We start from the raw sequence: 20,241 nt of genomic DNA on the forward strand, positions 1-20,241 counted from the left end.
TACCATTCCAATACGGTTTTAAGAAGCAAAAAGTGGAGAGTGGAAAGTATTACTGCAACCGAGTCCAATAAATTAAAGTTGCAAGACCAGCTAGCTGGCACAAGCTGGTCTGAAATAAGACAAAGTTTACAAACCCTTAATTGATTCGTTGATAGCGCTGAGAGCCTCAACTGGATCAGCGGCCTGGGTGATAGGTCGGCCAACAACAAGATAATCACTGCCTGACTTTATCGCCAGTTCTGGCGTCATGATCCGCTTCTGATCTCCGGCATCACTGCCTGCAGGTCTTATTCCTGGTGTAACTAAACAAAAGTCACTGCCCAATTCAGCCTTAAGTGTTTGCGCTTCCTGTGCTGAACAGACAACGCCATCGAGGCCTGACTCTTTAGCAAGCTTTGCCAAATAAACCACCTGCTCCTGAGGCGTCTTATCCACCCCGAGCTTGCTCAGCTGCGCCTGATCCATACTCGTCAATACTGTGACCGCAATCAGCAGAGGGGCTTTATCACCATAGGCTTCTAGCGCTTGTTTTGCTTTGCTCATCATTTCAGTGCCACCACTAGCGTGCACGTTGACCATCCACACACCCAGCTCTGCAGCGGCTGTAACTGCCTTTGCAACTGTATTTGGAATGTCATGAAACTTCAAATCAAGAAACACGTCAAACTCTTTGTCAATAAGCTTAGAGACAAACTGAGGGCCAAAATAGGTGAACATTTCCTTTCCGACTTTTAAACGACATTCATCAGGAGAAAGCTGGGATACAAACGCCAGCGCAGCAGCTTCATTGTCGTAATCCAGTGCAATTAGCACCTTTTTCATTTCTGTGTTTGACATAGTTGATCTATTTCGCCTTATAAAATATCGATGTTTTAATACCCGTCCACACCCTGACTTGGCAAAATGGATTCCCAAGACTTACAGGAGGGACATAACCAATAAAGTTTGTGACTGGTAAACCCACAATTGCGGCACTGGTAGTCTGGCTTTGTTTCAACGTAGGCAGACACCAGATTGTCGACTTCATTTAATACCGATTGAAACTTATCCTGCCTGGTCGCGAGTAGCTTTAATAGAAAACTAAAGCCCCTAATTGAAGGTTCTCGCTTCAAACTGTCGGTAAGATAGTCTACTGCTTGCTGAGTATGACCCGCTTCCACCAAGCCCTCGCAGTGCTTTATTTTCACCAGCACACCACTGGTTTTAAGCAAATCATTAACGAGCGTATGAAACTCATGCTCGATATTGAGACGTTGGTAGCATACATGCAAGTCTTGCAACACTAACGGGATGGCACAGGGGAACTGTGAAACCAGTTTACGCCAGTAGTAAATAGCTTTGACATTGTCTTCTTTTCCAAGCGCATCATGCCCTAACTCATAGAGCGGCCTGATCGTTGTTCTCGGCAACTTAAGCGCGCGCTCCAGATAATCGGCAGTGTCTTGTTGAGACGCCTGGTTTTCTAATGCGGCTTCACAATAAAAGTTAGCAATTGCAGCGCAGTATATCTGTTCGGTAAACAGCTCGGCGTGACTCTCATACATATTCACTCCCTTTTGCCATTCCCGGGTTTGCGAATAAAGCTGGATAATGGGCGTCAAAGCTTCTTCATAATCCGCTTTAACCAACTCAACCAAATGCTCCTCTGCACTGTCCAGTAAACCCGCCATAATGTAATCTTCAGCAAGCGCTAATTTACAGGATTGAATAACCTGCATGTCCAGACTTGGTTGTTTTAGAAGTAGTTCATGGATGCGGATGGCTCGGTCGAGCTCACCTCTTTTGCGGAATAAGGTGGCGAGTATGAGGTAGTGCTCAACTGAATCAGCACTCACCTCTAGTAATTTAATCAGGTGTTCAAGGCCCTGATCTTCTTCTCTATCTAAAAGAAACTTTAACCCTTTGCTGTATTCTGAAGTAATTTTCCGATTTTGTTCATGGGCTTGATTTTTGGCGCTGTTTTTCCCCATGACATAGCCATAAGCAGCTGCTACCGGAAGCAATAGGAAAAGTAACTCAATCATTTACTGCTTTGCGCTTGTATCGATTGATTAGCTCTTTGCTGTTGGCGAATTTGCCTCTTTAACCGTGTTATCTTGCCAATGCTCAGTAACAACCCTAGCACTAAACCAAACACCACACATAAGCTTATTAAACTAGCCAACGGTACCTCTGAACTGGCGATGATATAATCAACTTTTACTAAAGCTGGGTTTTGAGTGCCCAACACAAAAGCGATTATCACCAGTATCAAAAATAATCCTTTTCTTACTACCTGGATCAAGCATTACCTCATTAATCAGTTTTCGAGACTAGCGTTTACACGGTCACGAAGTTCTTTACCAGGCTTAAAGTGAGGTACATACTTTCCATCCAGCTCAACGGTTTCACCTGTTTTCGGGTTACGGCCAGTACGAGGTGAACGATAGTGGAGAGAAAAGCTGCCAAAGCCGCGGATTTCGATACGATCTGAGCTTGAAAGTGAACCTGCCATTTGCTCTAAAATCTCTTTTACCGCATTCTCAACGTCTTTGACTGGGACGTGAATATGTTGCTCAGCAAGTTTTTCGATTAGTTCTGACTTTGTCATAGCGTTTCCTTTAGATAAAAAAGAAGGGCAAAAAGTGCCCTTCTATTCAAGACTGAGTATTAGTCTTTTTGAGCGTTTTTGAAAGCTGCAGCCATTGCATTTTCAAATGCTGGCTCTTCTTTCTTCAGCTTCTCAAGCGCTTCTTTCTCTTCAGCTTCGAAGATAGCTTTAACAGATAGGCTGATAGTACGGTTCTTACGATCAACACCTACAAATTTAGCTTCGATTTCGTCGCCTGCAGAAACAACGCTAGTTGCGTCTTCGATGCGCTCTTGTGCGATGTCAGCAACACGGATGTAGCCTTCAACGCCTTCGATAAGCTCAACAGTTGCGCCTTTCGCGTCAACGTCTGTCACTTTACCTTTAACAATAGCACCTTTTTTGTTTGCGTCTAGGTAGTTATTGAAAGGATCAGCTTCGATTTGCTTAACGCCTAGAGAGATACGCTCACGCTCTGGGTCAACCTGAAGAACGATTGCAGAGATCTCGTCGCCTTTCTTGTATTCACGTACAGCTTCTTCGCCAGGCGTGTTCCAAGAAATGTCAGAAAGGTGTACAAGACCGTCGATACCACCGTCAAGACCGATGAAGATACCGAAATCAGTGATAGACTTGATCTTACCAGTAACTTGGTCGCCTTTGTTCTGTAGACGAGCAAATTCCTGCCAAGGGTTAGCTTTACACTGCTTAAGACCAAGAGAAATACGACGACGCTCTTCGTCGATTTCAAGAACCATAACTTCAACAGTGTCACCTAGTGAAACAACTTTTGAAGGGTGGATGTTCTTGTTAGTCCAGTCCATTTCAGATACGTGTACCAGACCTTCTACGCCTTCTTCGATTTCAACGAAACAACCGTAGTCAGTTAGGTTAGTAACACGACCAGTTAGCTTAGCGCCTTCTGGGTAACGACCAGCGATAGCTGCCCAAGGATCTTCGCCAAGTTGCTTAAGACCTAGAGAAACACGTGTCTTCTCTTTGTCGAACTTAAGTACTTTAACAGCGATCTCGTCACCAACATTTACGATTTCACTTGGGTGCTTAACGCGCTTCCAAGCCATGTCAGTGATGTGAAGTAGGCCGTCAACACCGCCCAGATCTACGAACGCACCGTAGTCTGTAAGGTTCTTAACGATACCTTTAACTTCTTGACCTTCAACAAGGTTAGCCAGCAGCTCTTCACGCTCTTGTGAGTTTTCAGACTCGATAACAGCACGACGAGAAACAACTACGTTGTTACGCTTCTGGTCAAGCTTGATTACTTTGAACTCAAGCTCTTTACCTTCAAGGTGTGTTGTGTCACGTACTGGACGAACGTCAACAAGTGAACCAGGTAGGAATGCACGGATTGAATCAACTTCAACAGTGAAACCACCTTTAACTTTACCGTTGATGATACCAACAACAGTTTCTTGTTCTTCACAAGCTTTCTCAAGGCGGATCCAAGCTTCGTGACGCTTCGCTTTCTCACGAGAAAGGATAGTTTCACCGAAACCATCTTCGATTGCGTCAAGTGCAACATCTACTTCGTCGCCAACAGCAACTTCTAGTTCACCAGCAGCATTTTTGAATTGCTCTGCAGGGATTGCACTTTCAGACTTAAGGCCAGCATCAACAAGAACAATGTTGTTCTCGATTGAGATAACAGTACCTTTAACGATAGAGCCTTGCTCTGCTTCAAAACCCTTTAGGCTTTCTTCAAATAACTGCGCAAAATTTTCTGACATACTAAATACGTCTCATAAATAAACATTCCAATTAGCAACCATGCTGCATGGGGTGGTTGATATAACGTCAGCGTCCTGCCGACGCAGTAAAAAAATCTAGTTCGATGCAGGTAACTTGCCAGCAGCAATGGTGTCCTGAACTAAAGTAACGACTTTCGTAAACACCTGTTCCGCATCTAATTCCGTTGTATCGAGCACGATAGCATCGTCTGCCGGCACCAAAGGCGCGACCTCACGGTTCATATCTCGATCATCACGAGCTTCTATCTCGCTTAAAAGACCATCTAGTGTAACATCCAGCCCTTTATCCTTCAACTCCAGATAACGACGTCTTGCACGTTCTTGCGCGCTGGCTGTTAAATAAATTTTTAGTTCAGCTTGCGGGAAAACAACCGTTCCCATATCTCTGCCGTCTGCAATCAGACCCCTTTCACTACGAAAAGCCCTCTGACGACGCAACAAAGCTTCACGAACACGAGGTAATGCAGCAATTTTAGACGCTGCAGCACCGACTTCTTCATTACGGATCGTGTGGGTGACGTCCTCACCCTCTAGGATCACTTTGATTTTTTTCGTCACACCGTCAATCGGGAACTGAACGTCCAAATTCGCGGCGAGAGGCACTAAGGCTTCTTCATTATCGAGTGCAATATGATGATGAATAGCAGCCAAAGACAAAACGCGATAAATTGCGCCACTATCCAACACGTCCCAATCAAGCTTCTCAGCTAATAAACGACAAACCGTTCCTTTGCCCGAGCCGCTTGGGCCGTCTACGGTGATTACTGGCATGACAGCCTGCATTTAAACCTCCCGAAATGCACACCAAAAATTAACTGCCGTATTATACGCAAGTTTGCTGAATAGATCCTTATTGACATGTAACTTTTTGTTTGATTGAAAATTTACGCTGGGAAGCAGGCAGGAACTTAAAGGGCTGACAGCTAGACTAATCAAGCGCTGCCGGCCCTAAACGAATTACGTAGCTCGGTAGGAAACCCCACTCGAGCTAGCAGCCATTATTGACTGACGGAAGAAAGAACGTCGAAGTAAGTCGGAAAGGTTTTTGCGGTGCAACCAGGGTCGTTAATGATCACGTCGACGCCACCCACAGCGACCATAGAAAAACACATCGCAATTCGGTGATCATTATAGGTATCGATCTCAGCCAGGTTAAAAGTCTCAGGCGGTGTAATTTCGATGAAATCATGCCCTTCTGTCACCTCTGCTCCTACTTTTTTGAGCTCCGTTGCCATGGCATACAGACGATCTGTTTCTTTGACACGCCAGTTGTAGATATTACGGATAGCCGTTTTACCTTTAGCAAACAAAGCAACAGTTGCCAGTGTCATTGCGGCATCCGGAATTGCATTGGCGTCAATATCGACCCCGTTGAGCTCACCCTTACGAACAACCAGCTTCTCATCATGCCAGTCAATATTGGCACCCACCTGCTCCATCACAGAAGCAAAACCAATGTCGCCCTGGACACTTTTCCGTCCGACACCATTGATTTCAATTTCACCGCCCGCGATGGCTGCGGCGGCAATGAAATAGGACGCCGATGATGCATCACCTTCAACCATGATGCTGCCAGGAGAAACGTATCCTTGCTGGCCTTTAACATGAAATACCTGATAGTTATCATGACTAACGGTCACACCAAACTGCGCCATAACACCGAGTGTTATATCAATATAAGGCTTGGAAACCAGCTCCCCTTTTATGCGGATTGTGCTGTCTTTAACAAACAAAGGGGCAGCCATCAGCAATGCGGTTAAAAACTGGCTTGATATACTGCCGTCAATTTCTACTTCGCCGCCTTCAATTGCGTCACCATTAATCTGTAACGGTGGATAGTCCTTATTTTTTAGATATTTAATATCTGCGCCCAGCGCATGTAGCGCATCGACCAGATGGCCGATCGGTCGTTCTTCCATTCTGGGTTCTCCAATCAGGGTAAATTGTCCCTGACTGGCTGCGAGTACCGCAGTCAGTGGCCTGAAAGCGGTACCTGCATTCCCCAAAAACAAGGCTTCAGATGGCGTGTTAAAGCGCCCGCCCTGGCCATAAACATGGGCTGAGGTTTTGTCTTCGTTCAACTCAACTTTTACGCCCATCTCAGCAAGCGCAAGTAGCATATGGCGAATATCGTCACTATCAAGCAAGTTATTCACTTGCGTAACACCATCGCACAACGCGGCCAGCAATAACACGCGGTTTGACAAGCTTTTTGAACCCGGCAGCGTAACACTGCCATTGACTTTATCTATGGCGCTTAATCTAAGCTGTTCCATTAGCTGTTCTCCTTGGCAAACTTATCCATGAAAGCAATCAATGCCTTAATTCCTTCAATTGGCATGGCGTTGTAAATACTGGCACGCATGCCTCCTACGAAGCGGTGACCTTCCAAAGCAATCAAGCCATTGTCCTCGGCTTGCGCTAAGAACTGCTCGTTAAGAGATTCATCATGTAGCCAAAACGGTACATTCATCAGAGAACGGCAGTGTTTAGCCACCTTATTACGGTAGAATGAGGAGCCATCAATGTAGTCATATAAAAGCGCGGCTTTTTCTTTGTTATGCGCTTCCATGGCTTTGACGCCACCAATTGATTCAAGGTATTTGAATACTTCAGCAGCCAAGTACCAGGCAAAGGTAGGTGGCGTGTTGTACATACTCTGCTGTTTTGCTTCAATTGCGTAGTCAAGGATAGCAGGCCTTGGCAGCCCTTCCCGCTCAAGTAATGTCTTACGTACAATCGCAATACTCAGACCTGATGGGCCAATGTTCTTTTGCGCACCCGCATAAATTAAGTCAAAGTCATCCACGTTCATTTCACGCGACAAAATGTTTGATGACATGTCCGCAACGATTGGGGCAGTTGGATGCTTTGGCACATCAAACAACTCAATACCATCAATGGTTTCATTAGGACAGTAATGAATATATGCTGCATTTTCAGGTAAATTCCACTGTGAAACGGGCAAGACATCAAAGGTGCCATCCTGATCCCGGCGTATATCAATGGATTCAACCTGAGTGAACTTCTGGCCTTCTTTCGTCGCTCCGCAAGACCAAATACCATTCTCGATGTATACACCGGGCGCGTCGTCCTGATGCAGATTTAACGGTACCGCGGCAAAGTGGCCACGACCACCTCCATGCATAAACAGGACTTCAAACTCATCTGAGATATTCATCAGACGGCGCAAACTCGCCTCACATTCTCGCGCTAGTTCAAGAAATGGCGCTGAACGGTGACTGATCTCCATCACAGAGACCCCTAAATTTTGCCAGTTAATAAATTCCTGTTGGGCTTTTTTCATAACAGCAGGAGGCAGCATCGCCGGCCCTGCACAAAAGTTATAAACGCTCATAGTTTCCTCATTCCAGTTTTTATACTGCACCAGGCAGTGTGCTTAATTATTTTTAATGGGCACACATTGTGTGATGTTGCGCGCCCAGAATATATGCGTCGGAGAATAAAAAAGCGGCCTAAGCCGCTTTTTTATATTGAACCAGATTACTCTGGTGCCTGCTCATCAGTGTCAGGCGTTTCAACAAGCTCTGCTTCCCCTTCCAGGGTGTCGTCGATTTCGATCTCTTCGATACGTTGTAAACCAACTACCTGCTCGTCGTCAACCGTTCTGATCAGGATAACACCCTGGGTGTTACGCCCTACCGTCGAGACCTCATTGACGCGGGTACGAACCAAAGTACCACGATTTGAAATCAGCATGATCTCGTCGTTGTCCTGAACCTGCACTGCACCAACAACTCGGCCATTACGGTCTGTGACCTTAATTGACACAACCCCTTGCGTTGCACGGCTCTTAGCCGGGTACTCTTCAAGCGGTGTACGCTTACCATAACCATTTTCGGTGACAGTCAGAATAGCGCCATCGTTTTTGGGCACAATCAATGACACCACTTTGACATCATCCGGCATCTTAATACCACGTACGCCGGTTGCGGTACGACCCATAGGGCGTAAAGCCAGCATTTCTTCACCCGTTTCAGGGTCAATCTTCACTTCACCGGTTTCTGAGTCGCGCAGCTTCTCGTTAAAGCGTACAACTTTACCATGATCAGTGAACAACATGATGTCATGATTGCCATCGGTGATGTCCGCACCAATCAGGTTATCACCATCATTCAGGTTAATGGCAATAATACCACTTGCACGCTGACGGCTATATGCGGTTAATGGGGTCTTCTTCACAACGCCATTGGCCGTAGCCATCAGAACAAACTTGTCGTCCTCATATTGTTTGACCGGCAATATAGTGGTGATACGCTCATCCGCTTCAAGCGGTAATAAGTTTACTATCGGCTTACCACGCGCGGCACGAGATGCCAGTGGCAGCTGGTATACTTTCAACCAGTACAAACGTCCTGATGTTGAGAAACACAAAATTGTATCATGGGTATTTGCAACCAGCAGACGTTCAATGAAGTCTTCATCTTTCATCTTAGTTGCAGCTTTACCTTTACCACCACGACGCTGTGCTTCGTAATCAGACAGAGGCTGATACTTTACATAACCTTCGTGTGACAAGGTGACAACCACGTCTTCTTCGTTGATCAGGTCTTCCAGGCTGATGTCGTGTGCTGCTGCTGAAATCTCAGTACGGCGCTCGTCACCATAGTTTTCTTTGATCTCAGCCAATTCGTCGCGGATCACTTCCATCAGACGATCGGGTGAAGACAAAATCAAGAGTAATTCTGCAATGAGATCCAGTAGCTCTTGATATTCGCCAAGGATCTTTTCGTGCTCCAGGCCTGTTAGCTTGTGTAAGCGTAAATCAAGAATGGCCTGAGCCTGTTGTTCAGACAGGTAGTACTGGCCATCACGGATCCCCAGCTCAGCATCAAGCCAGTCTGGACGCGCGACATTTTCTTCACCGGCACGCTCAAGCATTGGGCGAACTGAACCCAACTCCCACGGACGAGATGTCAATGCAGCCTTCGCTTCTGCTGGAGTCGGTGACTTACGGATAAGCTCAATGATTGGGTCAATATTGGCTAGCGCAATTGCCAGACCTTCCAGCGTGTGCGCGCGATCGCGAGCTTTGCGCAAGTCGTATACCGTACGGCGAGTTACAACTTCGCGGCGGTGGACAATAAAGGCCTCAAGCATTTCTTTGAGGTTGAAACACTTCGGCTGATTGTTGTCCAGCGCAACCATATTGATACCAAACACAGTTTGTAGCTGAGTCTGAGCATACAGGTTGTTCAGTACCACTTCGCCCACTTCACCACGCTTGATCTCAATAACAATACGCATACCGTCTTTGTCAGACTCATCACGTAGTGCACTGATCCCTTCAACCTTTTTGTCCTTCACCAGCTCCGCGATTTTTTCAATCAAACGTGCTTTGTTGACCTGGTATGGGATCTCATTGACGATGATGGTTTCTTTACCGGTTTTTTCATCGGTTTCAATTTCAGCACGGGCACGGATATACACTTTACCGCGACCGGTTTTGTATGCTTGCTCTATCCCTTTCTTACCATTGATGATCGCCGCAGTCGGGAAATCAGGTCCCGGAATATAATCAATTAGCTCATCGATAGTAATATCTGGATTTTGGATCACAGCCAGACAGCCATTGATCACTTCAGTCAGGTTATGAGGTGGGATGTTTGTCGCCATACCAACCGCGATACCCGAAGAACCATTGACCAGCAGGTTAGGTACTTTTGTCGGTAACACGTCAGGAATTTGCTCAGTGCCATCATAGTTTGGCACATAATCTACGGTTTCTTTGTCCAGATCAGCCAGCAGCTCATGAGACATTTTTGCCATACGTACTTCGGTATAACGCATCGCAGCCGCAGAGTCTCCGTCGACTGAACCAAAGTTACCCTGGCCATCCACCAGCATATAACGTAATGAAAACGGCTGAGCCATACGAACAATGGTGTCGTAAACTGCGCTATCACCGTGTGGGTGGTATTTACCGATCACGTCGCCCACAACACGGGCTGATTTCTTATAAGGTTTGTTCCAGTCGTTACGCAACTCGTTCATCGCGAATAGCACGCGACGATGCACAGGCTTCAGGCCATCACGGACGTCAGGTAAAGCACGTCCAACGATGACGCTCATCGCGTAATCAAGATAGGAATTTTTCAATTCGTCTTCGATATTGACCGGGAGGATTTCATTGGCAAGATCAGTCATTTAATACCACTTTCCTTCAGAGTCTTTTCCTTTTGTGTCACACTATAGACATCAAAAGGTTCAATTATTATTAGTTCGACTGGGGATACTATCATAGTTTCTGGGCTAATGCAGTGGCTAAATGACTCGGAAATTTCATCCAATACCGATAGAATGCGCTCAGTTCAACGAGGAAGTTTTTTATGACCGAACATCAAAATGTGGATTTAAGTGAAATTGCAAAGTTTGAAGAGATAGCTGAACGCTGGTGGGATCGCGAAGGCGAATTTAAACCACTGCATGACATTAATCCGTTACGGCTAGACTTTATTAACGATCGCTGCGGTGGTTTGTTTGAGAAAAAAGTGCTCGATGTCGGCTGCGGTGGCGGTATTCTGACAGAAAGCATGGCAAAAATGGGCGCTCAAGCACATGGCATCGATCTGGGTCAGGAGCCACTAAATGTTGCGAAACTACACGCGCTAGAAGCTGGCGTTAAAATTGACTATCGCAAAGTATCAGCAGAAGAATTTGCCGCCCACCATAGCGCTCAATTCGATGTTGTCACTTGCATGGAAATGCTTGAACATGTACCCGATCCAGCTTCTATTATTGCGGCAGTCGCAAAAGCAGCAAAACCGGGGGCAGACGTGTTTTTCTCAACATTAAACAAGACCCATAAAGCATTTTTGCTTGCTGTTGTTGCGGCTGAGCGAGTGCTGAAGATGGTCCCTCCGGGCACCCACGACCACAACAAATTTATTCGCCCTTCTACCCTGATAGGCTGGGCTGAAGCCGAAGGTTTGAAAGTGCGTCGTGCTGCCGGTATCAATTATAACCCCTTCGGTAAAACCTTTACGCTGACAAATGATGTCAGTGTTAATTACCTACTCCACTTTGAGAAACTCGCATGACACAGGCTGTAATATTTGATCTCGACGGCACCCTGCTCGACACCAGTGATGATCTGGGCGCCGCACTCAACCATGTTTTGCAACAGCATGCAATGGCGCAGGTATCACGTGCAGAGTATAGCCCTGCTATCTCCAACGGTGTCAAAGCACTGCTGGAGGTCGGCTTTGGAGATCAGCTCAGCAAATTCGACTTTTCAACGCTAAAACAACAGCTGCTGGATTACTACGCACAACACATCGCCGTTTATTCTCGCTGCTTTAAAGGCATTGAACCTTTGCTTCATACTTTACAGAGCAGAGAAATCAAAATTGCGATAATGACCAATAAGCCGACCTTTTTGACCATGCCCCTGCTGGCACAGATCGGCCCGCTTAAGAACATTGAGGTTGTAGTGTGCGGCGATACATTGGAAGTTGCCAAACCACACCCTGAGCCGCTTTTACTCGCGGCAGAGCGATTAGACGTAGATCCGACCAAATGTACCTATGTAGGGGATGCTGAGCGCGATATTGCCGCGGCAAAAGCGGCAGGCATGCGATCAGCAGCCGCTCTGTGGGGTTTCATTCCATCCCTGGAAGAGGCACAAAGTTGGTCTGCGGATCTAAATCTTACTAACCCAGAATCACTCATTTCGTATATTTAGTGGCATTGATTAAAAAATGCCACTATATGTAGTGTTGTGAACTATATTGAGAACAAATTTGCACATAAAAAAAACAGTCGTGCAGTTTGCAAAATTTTCTTAAAAAAAGAGAAAAATCGATTGTCGTGAGTTGATTTTTTTTTGTTTGCAGCCATGTTGGATAGCAGAAGGTTAGTGTTTGCTAACATAAAAATATTATCCCTATGTTATCCACAATCCATAGAAAGTTGCTCTATTGCAAAATAGCGATAACCCCACTATCTTGTGATCCTCTTTCTAGCGGACACCATATATAGTGGTGAAATGCTAAGCAATTATGAATATGCGATGACAATTACCGCATTCCGGGGGAATACAGGCGTAGCTATGAACCAACAATTATCTGTCAGTAAACGAAACGGCCGTAAAGAGCCGCTTGATTTAGATAAAATTCATCGAGTGATAAACTGGGCTGCTGAAGGCCTGAACAATGTCTCTGTTTCTCAGGTAGAGCTTAAATCTCACATTCAGTTCTATGATGGTATTCGCACCGAAGACATCCATGAAACTATCATTAAAGCCGCCGCTGATCTGATTTCGAAAGATACACCGGACTATCAATACCTGGCAGCACGCCTGGCAGTATTCCACTTGCGTAAAAAGGCTTATGGTCAGTTTGAGCCACCGCATTTGTATGACCATGTGACTAAACTGGTTGAAGACAAGCGTTATGATGCGGGTTTATTGACTGATTATACTCGAGAAGAATATGAGCAGTTAAACGGCTTCCTGGAGCATGACCGTGATATGTCGTTTAGTTACGCCGCCGTCAAACAGCTAGAAGGTAAATACTTGGTGCAAAACCGAGTGACTGGCGAAATCTACGAGAGCGCTCAGTTCCTGTATATTCTGGTTGCAGCAAGCTTGTTCTCAGATTATCCGAAAGAAACGCGACTTGGTTATATCAAACGTTTCTACGACGCGGTTTCACAGTTTAAGATTTCACTGCCAACGCCAATTATGTCGGGTGTCCGTACACCAACACGCCAATTCAGCTCATGTGTACTGATTGAGACCGCAGACAGCCTTGACTCTATTAATGCGACATCGTCAGCGATTGTTAAATACGTTAGCCAACGCGCCGGGATCGGTGTTAACGCTGGTCGGATCCGTGCTCTGGGTAGCCCTATCCGTAATGGTGAAGCATTCCACACAGGCTGTATCCCATTCTATAAGCACTTCCAGACAGCGGTGAAAAGCTGCTCGCAAGGGGGCGTTCGTGGTGGTGCTGCGACACTATTTTACCCTTTATGGCATCTGGAAGTAGAGAACCTGTTGGTTCTTAAGAACAACCGAGGTGTTGAGGAAAACCGTGTTAGACACCTAGACTACGGTGTTCAATTCAACAAAACGATGTATTCTCGCTTGATCAAAGACGATTACATCACTCTGTTCAGCCCGTCAGACGTACCAGGTTTGTACGACGCTTTCTTCGAAGATCAAGAAAAGTTCGAGCGCCTGTATGTTCAGTATGAGCAGGATGAATCAATCCGTAAGAAGCGCATTAAAGCACTGGAGCTGTTCTCTATGTTCGCTCAGGAACGCGCTAGTACTGGTCGTATTTATCTGCAAAACGTTGACCACTGTAATACGCACAGCCCGTTTGACGCAAAAGTTGCCCCTATTCGTCAGTCTAACCTGTGTCTGGAAATTGCATTGCCAACTAAGCCGCTGAGTCACGTCAATGACGAGGAAGGCGAGATTGCATTATGTACTCTGTCTGCGTTTAACCTTGGTGCTATCAGCAGCCTGGATGAACTTGAAGAGCTTGCTGAGCTGGCTGTTCGTGCTCTGGACAACTTGCTGGACTTCCAGGACTACCCTGTCCCAGCGGCGAAAAATGCCACTATGGGCCGTCGTACTTTGGGTATCGGTGTTATCAACTTTGCTTACTATCTGGCAAAAAATGGCGTTAAGTACTCAGATGGTAGCGCCAATGGTCTGACGCACAGAACATTCGAAGCCATTCAGTATTATCTGATGAAAGCATCTAACAAGTTAGCTCAGGAACGGGGTGCTTGTCCTAAATTTAATGAGACAACCTACGCAAAAGGCATCATGCCTATCGATACCTACAAAAAAGATGTAGACGGTATCTGTAACGAGCCTCTGCACCTGGACTGGGACGGATTACGTCAGGACGTAATGCAATATGGTATGCGTAACTCCACTTTGTCTGCGTTGATGCCATCTGAAACTTCTTCTCAGATCTCTAACGCAACGAATGGTATTGAGCCTCCACGCGGCCACATTAGCGTTAAGGCCAGTAAAGATGGTATCCTTAAACAAGTAGTGCCTGAGTACGAGCGACTGAAGGACAACTACGAGCTATTATGGGATATCCCTTCAAACGATGGCTATTTAGGCCTGGTCGGTATTATGCAAAAGTTTGTTGACCAAACTATTTCGGCAAATACCAATTACGACCCGACTAAGTTTGAAGGTGGCAAAGTGCCTATGAAGCTGTTGCTCAAAGATTTACTTACCGCATACAAGCTTGGCGTGAAAACCTTGTATTACCACAACACCCGTGACGGTGCATCGGATGCTCAGGACGAAATGAAGCCTGAGGCTGAAGACGATGATTGTGCAGGCGGCGCTTGTAAAATCTAATCATAGTTAGCGGGTAATTTACCCGCTCTTTTTTGGTGTCGAGAATTATCTATGTCGTATTCTACGTTTAACAGAACCCACAACAATCAATTGCAGGAGCCGATGTTTTTCGGCCAATCTGTTAATGTCTCCCGTTATGATCAGCAAAAGTACCCTATTTTCGAAAAGCTGATCGAAAAGCAGCTGTCTTTTTTCTGGCGCCCTGAAGAGGTCGACGTCAGTAAAGACAGACTGGATTTCCAGGCGTTACCAGAGCACGAGAAACACATTTTTCTAAGCAACCTAAAGTATCAAACGCTGTTAGACAGTGTGCAGGGACGTTCTCCCAATGTTGCTTTGCTCCCTATTGTCTCAATCCCAGAGTTAGAGACCTGGATTGAGACCTGGGCTTTCAGTGAAACGATCCACAGCCGCTCTTACACGCATATCATTCGTAACGTCACTAAGTCGCCTGAACTGATCTTCGACGACATCGTCGAAAACGATAAGATCAGTGAGCGTGCAGAGGCGGTTACTAAGCATTATGACGCATTGATCGAAAAGGTCTCTTTGTACAACCTGTACGGCGAAGGCAAGCACGAAATCAACGGCGAAACAGTGCACATTAACCTGTTTGAGCTAAAGAAAATGCTTTATCTCTGCATTATGTCGGTGAACATCCTGGAAGCGATCCGCTTTTATGTGAGCTTCGCCTGTTCATTTGCATTTGCTGAGCGTGAGCTCATGGAAGGTAACGCCAAGATCATCAAGCTGATCGCCCGCGATGAAGCACTCCACTTGTCTGGCACTCAGCACATCCTCAACATTATGCAAGATGGCAAAGATGATCCAGAAATGGCCATTGTCGCTGCACAATGTCAGGAACAAGCGGTTCAGATGTTTGTAGAAGCTGCTGAGCAGGAAAAAGAATGGGCAGAATACCTTTTTAAAGATGGCTCAATGATTGGCCTGAACAAAGATATCCTGTGTCAGTATGTTGAATACATCACCAACGTACGCATGACCGCTGTCGGTTTGCCGGCCCAATTTGAAAGTAACAGTAACCCTATCCCCTGGATCAATGCCTGGTTAGTGTCTGACAACGTGCAGGTTGCCCCACAAGAGGCAGAGATCAGCTCATATCTGGTAGGTCAGATTGATGCGGAAGTCGATGCGTCTGACTTTGGTGACTTCGACCTGTAATGACAGACAGGCCAGTCAAAAAAATCTTTCTTGACCCTGACAAAGAGCCGCTCCTTCATGCGGCTCACTCTCCTTCACTCCTCGCAACGCTTGAAGCCAATCAGGTTGAAGTTGCCTATCAGTGCAGAGAAGGGTTTTGTGGTGCGTGCCGCGCTAAACTGTGCCGAGGAAAGATAGCCTACAATCAGGAGCCTTTGGCGTTCGTCCGTGACGGAGAAATTTTGCTCTGTTGCAGCAAGCCAGTTACCGATGTGATCATTAAGCTAGTGTAGTTTAATGATCTCACTTTGATAGTAATCCACTTTGTCACTCACGCTGATCACCCCATTATCTATAATCACGTCCCAATGCAGACTACGCGATAACACACTGGCCAACTGACTCACAAAATCTGCGGACAGTGAAAAAATACTGATACCCTGTACCGCTATCAGATGAGGGGCCAGCTCTGCATACCAGGCGTCAGCGTCAGACACCAAAAAAACGACCTTATTCGCTTGCTTACGATACTTTTGCAACTCACTCAGGCTATGTTCTCCGGCATAAAGTGCAACGCCTACTTGTCCCTGTGCATTTTCTAGCCAGACGTCTGGCTGATGCTTCTCTCTTACCCCCAGCCAGTGCACATTATCTAAGTAAGACAGACCGCAAAACCCTATCAGCTTTAACACAAAATGCTCCAGTGTTTCGGCTTTTTGCAGCGCAGCGGTGAACACTTCCTGATGATGTGAGCGATGAAACAAGTCTGCAATATTCATTCGCACCTTAAAAACAAAGAGATCAGTCATGATATTTGTACCTGAACCTATCAAACTAACTATATTAAGCCGTCAAAATAATGCAAACTTAAAGAGATAGTATAACATCATTGATACCGCAATAATGCGGTGTTATATTATTGCAAGTATAAACAATTCAGAATGAGTACTATGTTTAAGCAGTCTTTGATCACTTTTGCCATAACCAGCGCAATTTTTTCCTCGCAGGCCTCTGCCGCACAATTAAAAGGTAAAGTGCTGGATACCAATAACCAGCCAGTGCCGAATGCAACAGTGCATTTGCACGGTAAATCACAGTCCGTTAAAACCGATATTAACGGTCAATTTAGCATTAACGTCGATCAAGCCGCTCAGTTGCACGTCAGTAAAGACCACTTTATCAATGAGCGCATTGATGTGACTCCGGACTCGCCTTACGTAACCGTTAAGCTGGCTCCGAGTTCAGTTGAGAGCGTCGTGGTATACGCCGCTGCTCTGCACAAAAGTAACATTGAAATGGCTTCCCCTGTCGCCGTTTTAAGTGGTGATGAGCTAAAAAACAGCGCAAAGCCAACACTGGGTGAAACACTCAAACAACTGCCAGGCATTAACGCTAGTTACTTTGGACCTGTATCATCGAGCCCTATCATTCGTGGTTTAGACGGTCCACGCGTTAAAATTACCCAAAACGGCCTGGACAGCAGTGATGCATCTCGTGTCGGCCCTGATCACGCCAATACCAATGACTCTCTGGCTGCACAGCAGATTGAAGTACTGCGTGGCCCTGCTACATTGCTCTATGGCTCAGGCGCTATTGGTGGTGTGGTTAATGTGGTTGATAACCGTATTCCAACTGATGTAATTGAGGGTGTTCAGGGCGCCGCTGAGTTCAGCCACGATACCAATTCAAATACCAACACCGTTGCTGCTTTATTTGAAGCAGGCAACAACGGCTTTAACTTCCACTTTGATGGTGTAACGCGTAAAGGCGGCGACTATGACACTCCGCGTTTTGCGTTACCAGGCGAAGAGCATGACGATCATGACCACGATGATCATGAAGAGCATGGTCACGATGAACATGGCGAAGATGAACATGGTGAAGAAGCACACGGTGAGACTGAGTACGCTGAACGTGTTGCCAATACCTTTATCGATTCCGAGCAATTTAATATTGGTACCAGCTTTGTTGGCGATCACCTGACGGTTGGCTTGTCTTACGGTCGTATTGAAACTGACTACGGGATCCCTGCCCACTCTCATGAACATCACGACCACGGCGATGAGCATGACCATGATGAGCATGACCATGATGAGCATGACCACGACGAACACGGTCACGACGAACATGATCACGACGACCATGATGAGCATAGCGAAGACGAACACGACCATGCACATGGCGCGGAAGAAGAAGCCGTCTTTGCTCGTGTTAAACAAGACAGATGGCAGGCGCTGTTTAACTATGCACTGCACAACAACTGGATCGAGTCTATTCAGGTGCGCGCAGGTTTTACCGATTATGAACACTCTGAGATTGAGCATGGTGCCGTTGGTACAACGTTCACTAACGAAACCACTGAAATAAGAACCAACATCGAACACAGATTAGGTGAGTGGCACGGTATTATCGGCTATCACTTCTCTGACAGTGACTACGCCGCTGAAGGCGCAGAAGCGTTCACCCCAGCGACCAACACAAAAACACATGCCTTGTACGTGCTTGAAGAGCGTCGCTTCGGTGATGTGACTTTAGAGCTAGGTGCCCGTGTCGAAGACTTCGCATTGTCTAGCAACTTTACTTCAGGCCACGATGATCATGACGAGCATGATCATGATGACCACGGTCACGACGAGCATGACCACGAGCATGAAGGCCATGAAGATGAGCACATGGCTGAGGTGATCGACTATACACTGGACACCACTAATTTTAGTGCCTCAATTGGCGCTGTGTATGACTATGCAGAGGGACAAAATGTTGCCATTAACCTGTCTCGCTCAGAGCGTGCACCTCTGACTGCCGAGCTGCTGTCAAATGGCCTGCACATCGCCACCTCTACCTACGAGCTTGGCCTTGGTTACCACATCGAAGGTGACGAAGTTCACTTCGAGCCTGAGCACATTGAGCAGGAAAGATCGACCAACCTGGATATCAGCTTCAGACGCTTCATTGGCGATTTTGGTTACACAGTAAACTTCTTCTACAATGATGTCTCGAATTACTATTATCAGCGTAATACTGGCTACATGTATACCGGAGAACACGGTATTGAACTGGCTGACCACCATCATGATGGTGCCCTGCCCGTTTATCAATTTGAAAGTGCCGATGCGGAGCTATATGGTTTTGAGTTTGATGCCCACTATCAGATTGATGCACGTAACCGCATTAAGGTCTTTGGTGACCACCTGAGAGCAGAGCTGGACTCTGGCGAATACCTGCCACGCATTCCATCGAACAAGCTGGGCACAAGCTACCGCTTCGAGCTACAAGACTTCATGGCTGAACTAAGCGCGACTCACTACATGACGCAGGACAACCTTGCGCAGTCAGAAACTAAAACAGACAGCTACACCTTGCTTGATGCAAGCTTTAGCTACAACTTCAGTTTGTCTGGTGTAGATCTGGTAGGTTATGTGAATGTCGACAACATCACCGATGAACTTGGCTTTGTACACAGCTCCTTTATCAAAGAGCAAGCCCCATTGCCTGGACGTAACTTCAAGTTAGGGATCCGTGGTTACTTCTAAGTTTGTAGGCTCTGTTTTTCGTTAGCTAATAGCAAAAGACAAACAGTTCCTATCTGAGCCCAATGCCGCTGCAAAGCGGCATTTTCTTTTTTACGCCTCATCATAAGGATTAGTATCCTTAGACCCATTTTAAAGACCTGCACGCTCATGGGATTTAATGCAGCTGATTCTCACCAAGCAGACCCTGCCATATTGCGCATAGATACAATCGATACTCAGGTACCCGGTTCGCCTCAAAACGTTAAGAGAATGAAGCTGACTGCAAGGGTTACAGCTGAGTAAAAAAGTCTTCAGGCTGATGTCTGACAGGTTTGGTACAAAGGACGGTGGGTGTGCCCAGATATAGATAACCGACGATTTCATCCTGTTCATTCAATCCCAGCTGGCGCTTCACCGAGTTGCTTTGTGCAAAGTAACCCGTTCTCCATACGCCAGACAGCCCCTGAGCAAAGGCCGCCTGCTGCATAGCAAATACGCTGCAGGCTGCGCTCTCTACTTGCTCAATTCTGGGCACTTTTGGATGCTCCATATAAGGAGAAACCGCAATGATCAGCATAGGGGCACGCTCAGGTAAGGATTTCGCACGGTCGATGATGCGTTGCTCTTGTTGCTCTTCAACCGCTGCCTGATAAAAGATCTCGCCCAGTTTCTCTCTGCCGTCCTCTTCAACCAGAATAAAGCGCCACGGCTTTAATCCTCCGTGGTCTGGCACTTTAAGGGCCGCTTTTTTTATTACTTCCAGCTGAGCCGCATCAGGGCCCGGGAATGACAAGTTGCTGTCGGATTGTCGCGTCGTTAATAGTTCAATGGCATCCATTTGTAATTCCTAAAATTTCTGTTAGTACCCTATTC

17 protein-coding genes are annotated in these 20,241 nt (G+C 46.4%); 6 read left to right on the forward strand and 11 right to left on the reverse strand.

Going from position 1 to position 20,241, the window contains the following annotated elements:
• Positions 1–126: 126 nt before the first annotated feature.
• From pyrF to gyrA, 9 genes are all read right to left on the reverse strand, one after another.
• Positions 127–837: an orotidine-5'-phosphate decarboxylase gene (gene pyrF / locus PRUB_RS12675; RefSeq protein ID WP_010384526.1), complete on the reverse strand. Its 711-nt coding sequence runs from the start codon at positions 835–837 to the stop codon at positions 127–129.
• Between the two features lie 35 nt (positions 838–872).
• Positions 873–2,024 (reverse strand): lipopolysaccharide assembly protein LapB, encoded by a 1,152-nt coding sequence (gene lapB, locus PRUB_RS12680; protein ID WP_010384525.1) that lies wholly within the window; start codon positions 2,022–2,024, stop codon positions 873–875.
• Positions 2,021–2,284, reverse strand: coding sequence for a lipopolysaccharide assembly protein LapA domain-containing protein (locus tag PRUB_RS12685; RefSeq protein ID WP_040645202.1), 264 nt, complete (start codon positions 2,282–2,284; stop codon positions 2,021–2,023). Before PRUB_RS12685 ends, lapB begins: the two co-directional genes overlap by 4 nt.
• A gap of 15 nt (positions 2,285–2,299) precedes the next feature.
• Positions 2,300–2,590 (reverse strand): integration host factor subunit beta, encoded by a 291-nt coding sequence (gene ihfB / locus PRUB_RS12690; RefSeq protein WP_010384523.1) that lies wholly within the window; start codon positions 2,588–2,590, stop codon positions 2,300–2,302.
• Positions 2,591–2,649: 59 nt separating this feature from the next.
• Entirely contained in the window at positions 2,650–4,317 is a 1,668-nt protein-coding gene (gene rpsA, locus PRUB_RS12695) for a 30S ribosomal protein S1 (protein WP_010384522.1), read from the reverse strand.
• A gap of 96 nt (positions 4,318–4,413) precedes the next feature.
• Positions 4,414–5,121 carry a (d)CMP kinase gene (gene cmk, locus PRUB_RS12700; RefSeq protein WP_010384521.1) on the reverse strand — a complete coding sequence of 236 codons (708 nt, stop codon included), beginning with the start codon at positions 5,119–5,121 and terminating at the stop codon, positions 4,414–4,416.
• A gap of 215 nt (positions 5,122–5,336) precedes the next feature.
• Positions 5,337–6,614 (reverse strand): 3-phosphoshikimate 1-carboxyvinyltransferase, encoded by a 1,278-nt coding sequence (aroA, locus tag PRUB_RS12705; RefSeq protein ID WP_010384519.1) that lies wholly within the window; start codon positions 6,612–6,614, stop codon positions 5,337–5,339.
• Positions 6,614–7,696 (reverse strand): 3-phosphoserine/phosphohydroxythreonine transaminase, encoded by a 1,083-nt coding sequence (serC, locus tag PRUB_RS12710; protein ID WP_010384518.1) that lies wholly within the window; start codon positions 7,694–7,696, stop codon positions 6,614–6,616. Before serC ends, aroA begins: the two co-directional genes overlap by 1 nt.
• Positions 7,697–7,842: 146 nt before the next feature.
• Positions 7,843–10,506 (reverse strand): DNA topoisomerase (ATP-hydrolyzing) subunit A, encoded by a 2,664-nt coding sequence (gene gyrA / locus PRUB_RS12715; protein ID WP_010384517.1) that lies wholly within the window; start codon positions 10,504–10,506, stop codon positions 7,843–7,845.
• A 182-nt stretch (positions 10,507–10,688) separates the two neighbouring features.
• Between gyrA and ubiG the strand changes: the two genes are divergently transcribed.
• From ubiG to yfaE, 5 genes are all read left to right on the forward strand, one after another.
• Positions 10,689–11,399, forward strand: coding sequence for a bifunctional 2-polyprenyl-6-hydroxyphenol methylase/3-demethylubiquinol 3-O-methyltransferase UbiG (gene ubiG, locus PRUB_RS12720; protein WP_010384516.1), 711 nt, complete (start codon positions 10,689–10,691; stop codon positions 11,397–11,399).
• Positions 11,396–12,043, forward strand: coding sequence for an HAD family hydrolase (locus PRUB_RS12725; RefSeq protein WP_010384515.1), 648 nt, complete (start codon positions 11,396–11,398; stop codon positions 12,041–12,043). Before ubiG ends, PRUB_RS12725 begins: the two co-directional genes overlap by 4 nt.
• Before the next feature lie 366 nt (positions 12,044–12,409).
• Positions 12,410–14,695, forward strand: a complete 2,286-nt coding sequence (gene nrdA, locus PRUB_RS12730; protein WP_010384514.1) for a class 1a ribonucleoside-diphosphate reductase subunit alpha — start codon at positions 12,410–12,412, stop codon at positions 14,693–14,695.
• A 51-nt stretch (positions 14,696–14,746) separates the two neighbouring features.
• A complete protein-coding gene (nrdB, locus tag PRUB_RS12735) occupies positions 14,747–15,877 on the forward strand; it encodes a class Ia ribonucleoside-diphosphate reductase subunit beta (protein WP_010384512.1) in 1,131 nt (376 codons plus the stop codon).
• Positions 15,877–16,149 carry a class I ribonucleotide reductase maintenance protein YfaE gene (yfaE, locus tag PRUB_RS12740; protein ID WP_010384510.1) on the forward strand — a complete coding sequence of 91 codons (273 nt, stop codon included), beginning with the start codon at positions 15,877–15,879 and terminating at the stop codon, positions 16,147–16,149. Before nrdB ends, yfaE begins: the two co-directional genes overlap by 1 nt.
• Here the strand turns inward: yfaE and PRUB_RS12745 are convergent.
• On the reverse strand, positions 16,141–16,665 hold the full coding sequence (locus PRUB_RS12745) for a YaeQ family protein (RefSeq protein WP_010384509.1): 525 nt from the start codon (positions 16,663–16,665) through the stop codon (positions 16,141–16,143). The genes yfaE and PRUB_RS12745 overlap by 9 nt on opposite strands.
• A gap of 141 nt (positions 16,666–16,806) precedes the next feature.
• Between PRUB_RS12745 and PRUB_RS12750 the strand changes: the two genes are divergently transcribed.
• Entirely contained in the window at positions 16,807–19,389 is a 2,583-nt protein-coding gene (locus PRUB_RS12750; protein WP_010384508.1) for a TonB-dependent receptor, read from the forward strand.
• Positions 19,390–19,657: 268 nt separating this feature from the next.
• On the opposite strand, the gene PRUB_RS12755 is transcribed toward PRUB_RS12750, so the two are convergent.
• Complete coding sequence (locus tag PRUB_RS12755) at positions 19,658–20,206, reverse strand: NAD(P)H nitroreductase (RefSeq protein ID WP_010384507.1); 549 nt, start codon at positions 20,204–20,206, stop codon at positions 19,658–19,660.
• Between the last annotated feature and the right edge of the window lie 35 nt (positions 20,207–20,241).

This window comes from Pseudoalteromonas rubra (assembly GCF_000238295.3).
In the GTDB taxonomy this organism is placed as follows: Bacteria; Pseudomonadota; Gammaproteobacteria; order Enterobacterales; family Alteromonadaceae; genus Pseudoalteromonas; species Pseudoalteromonas rubra.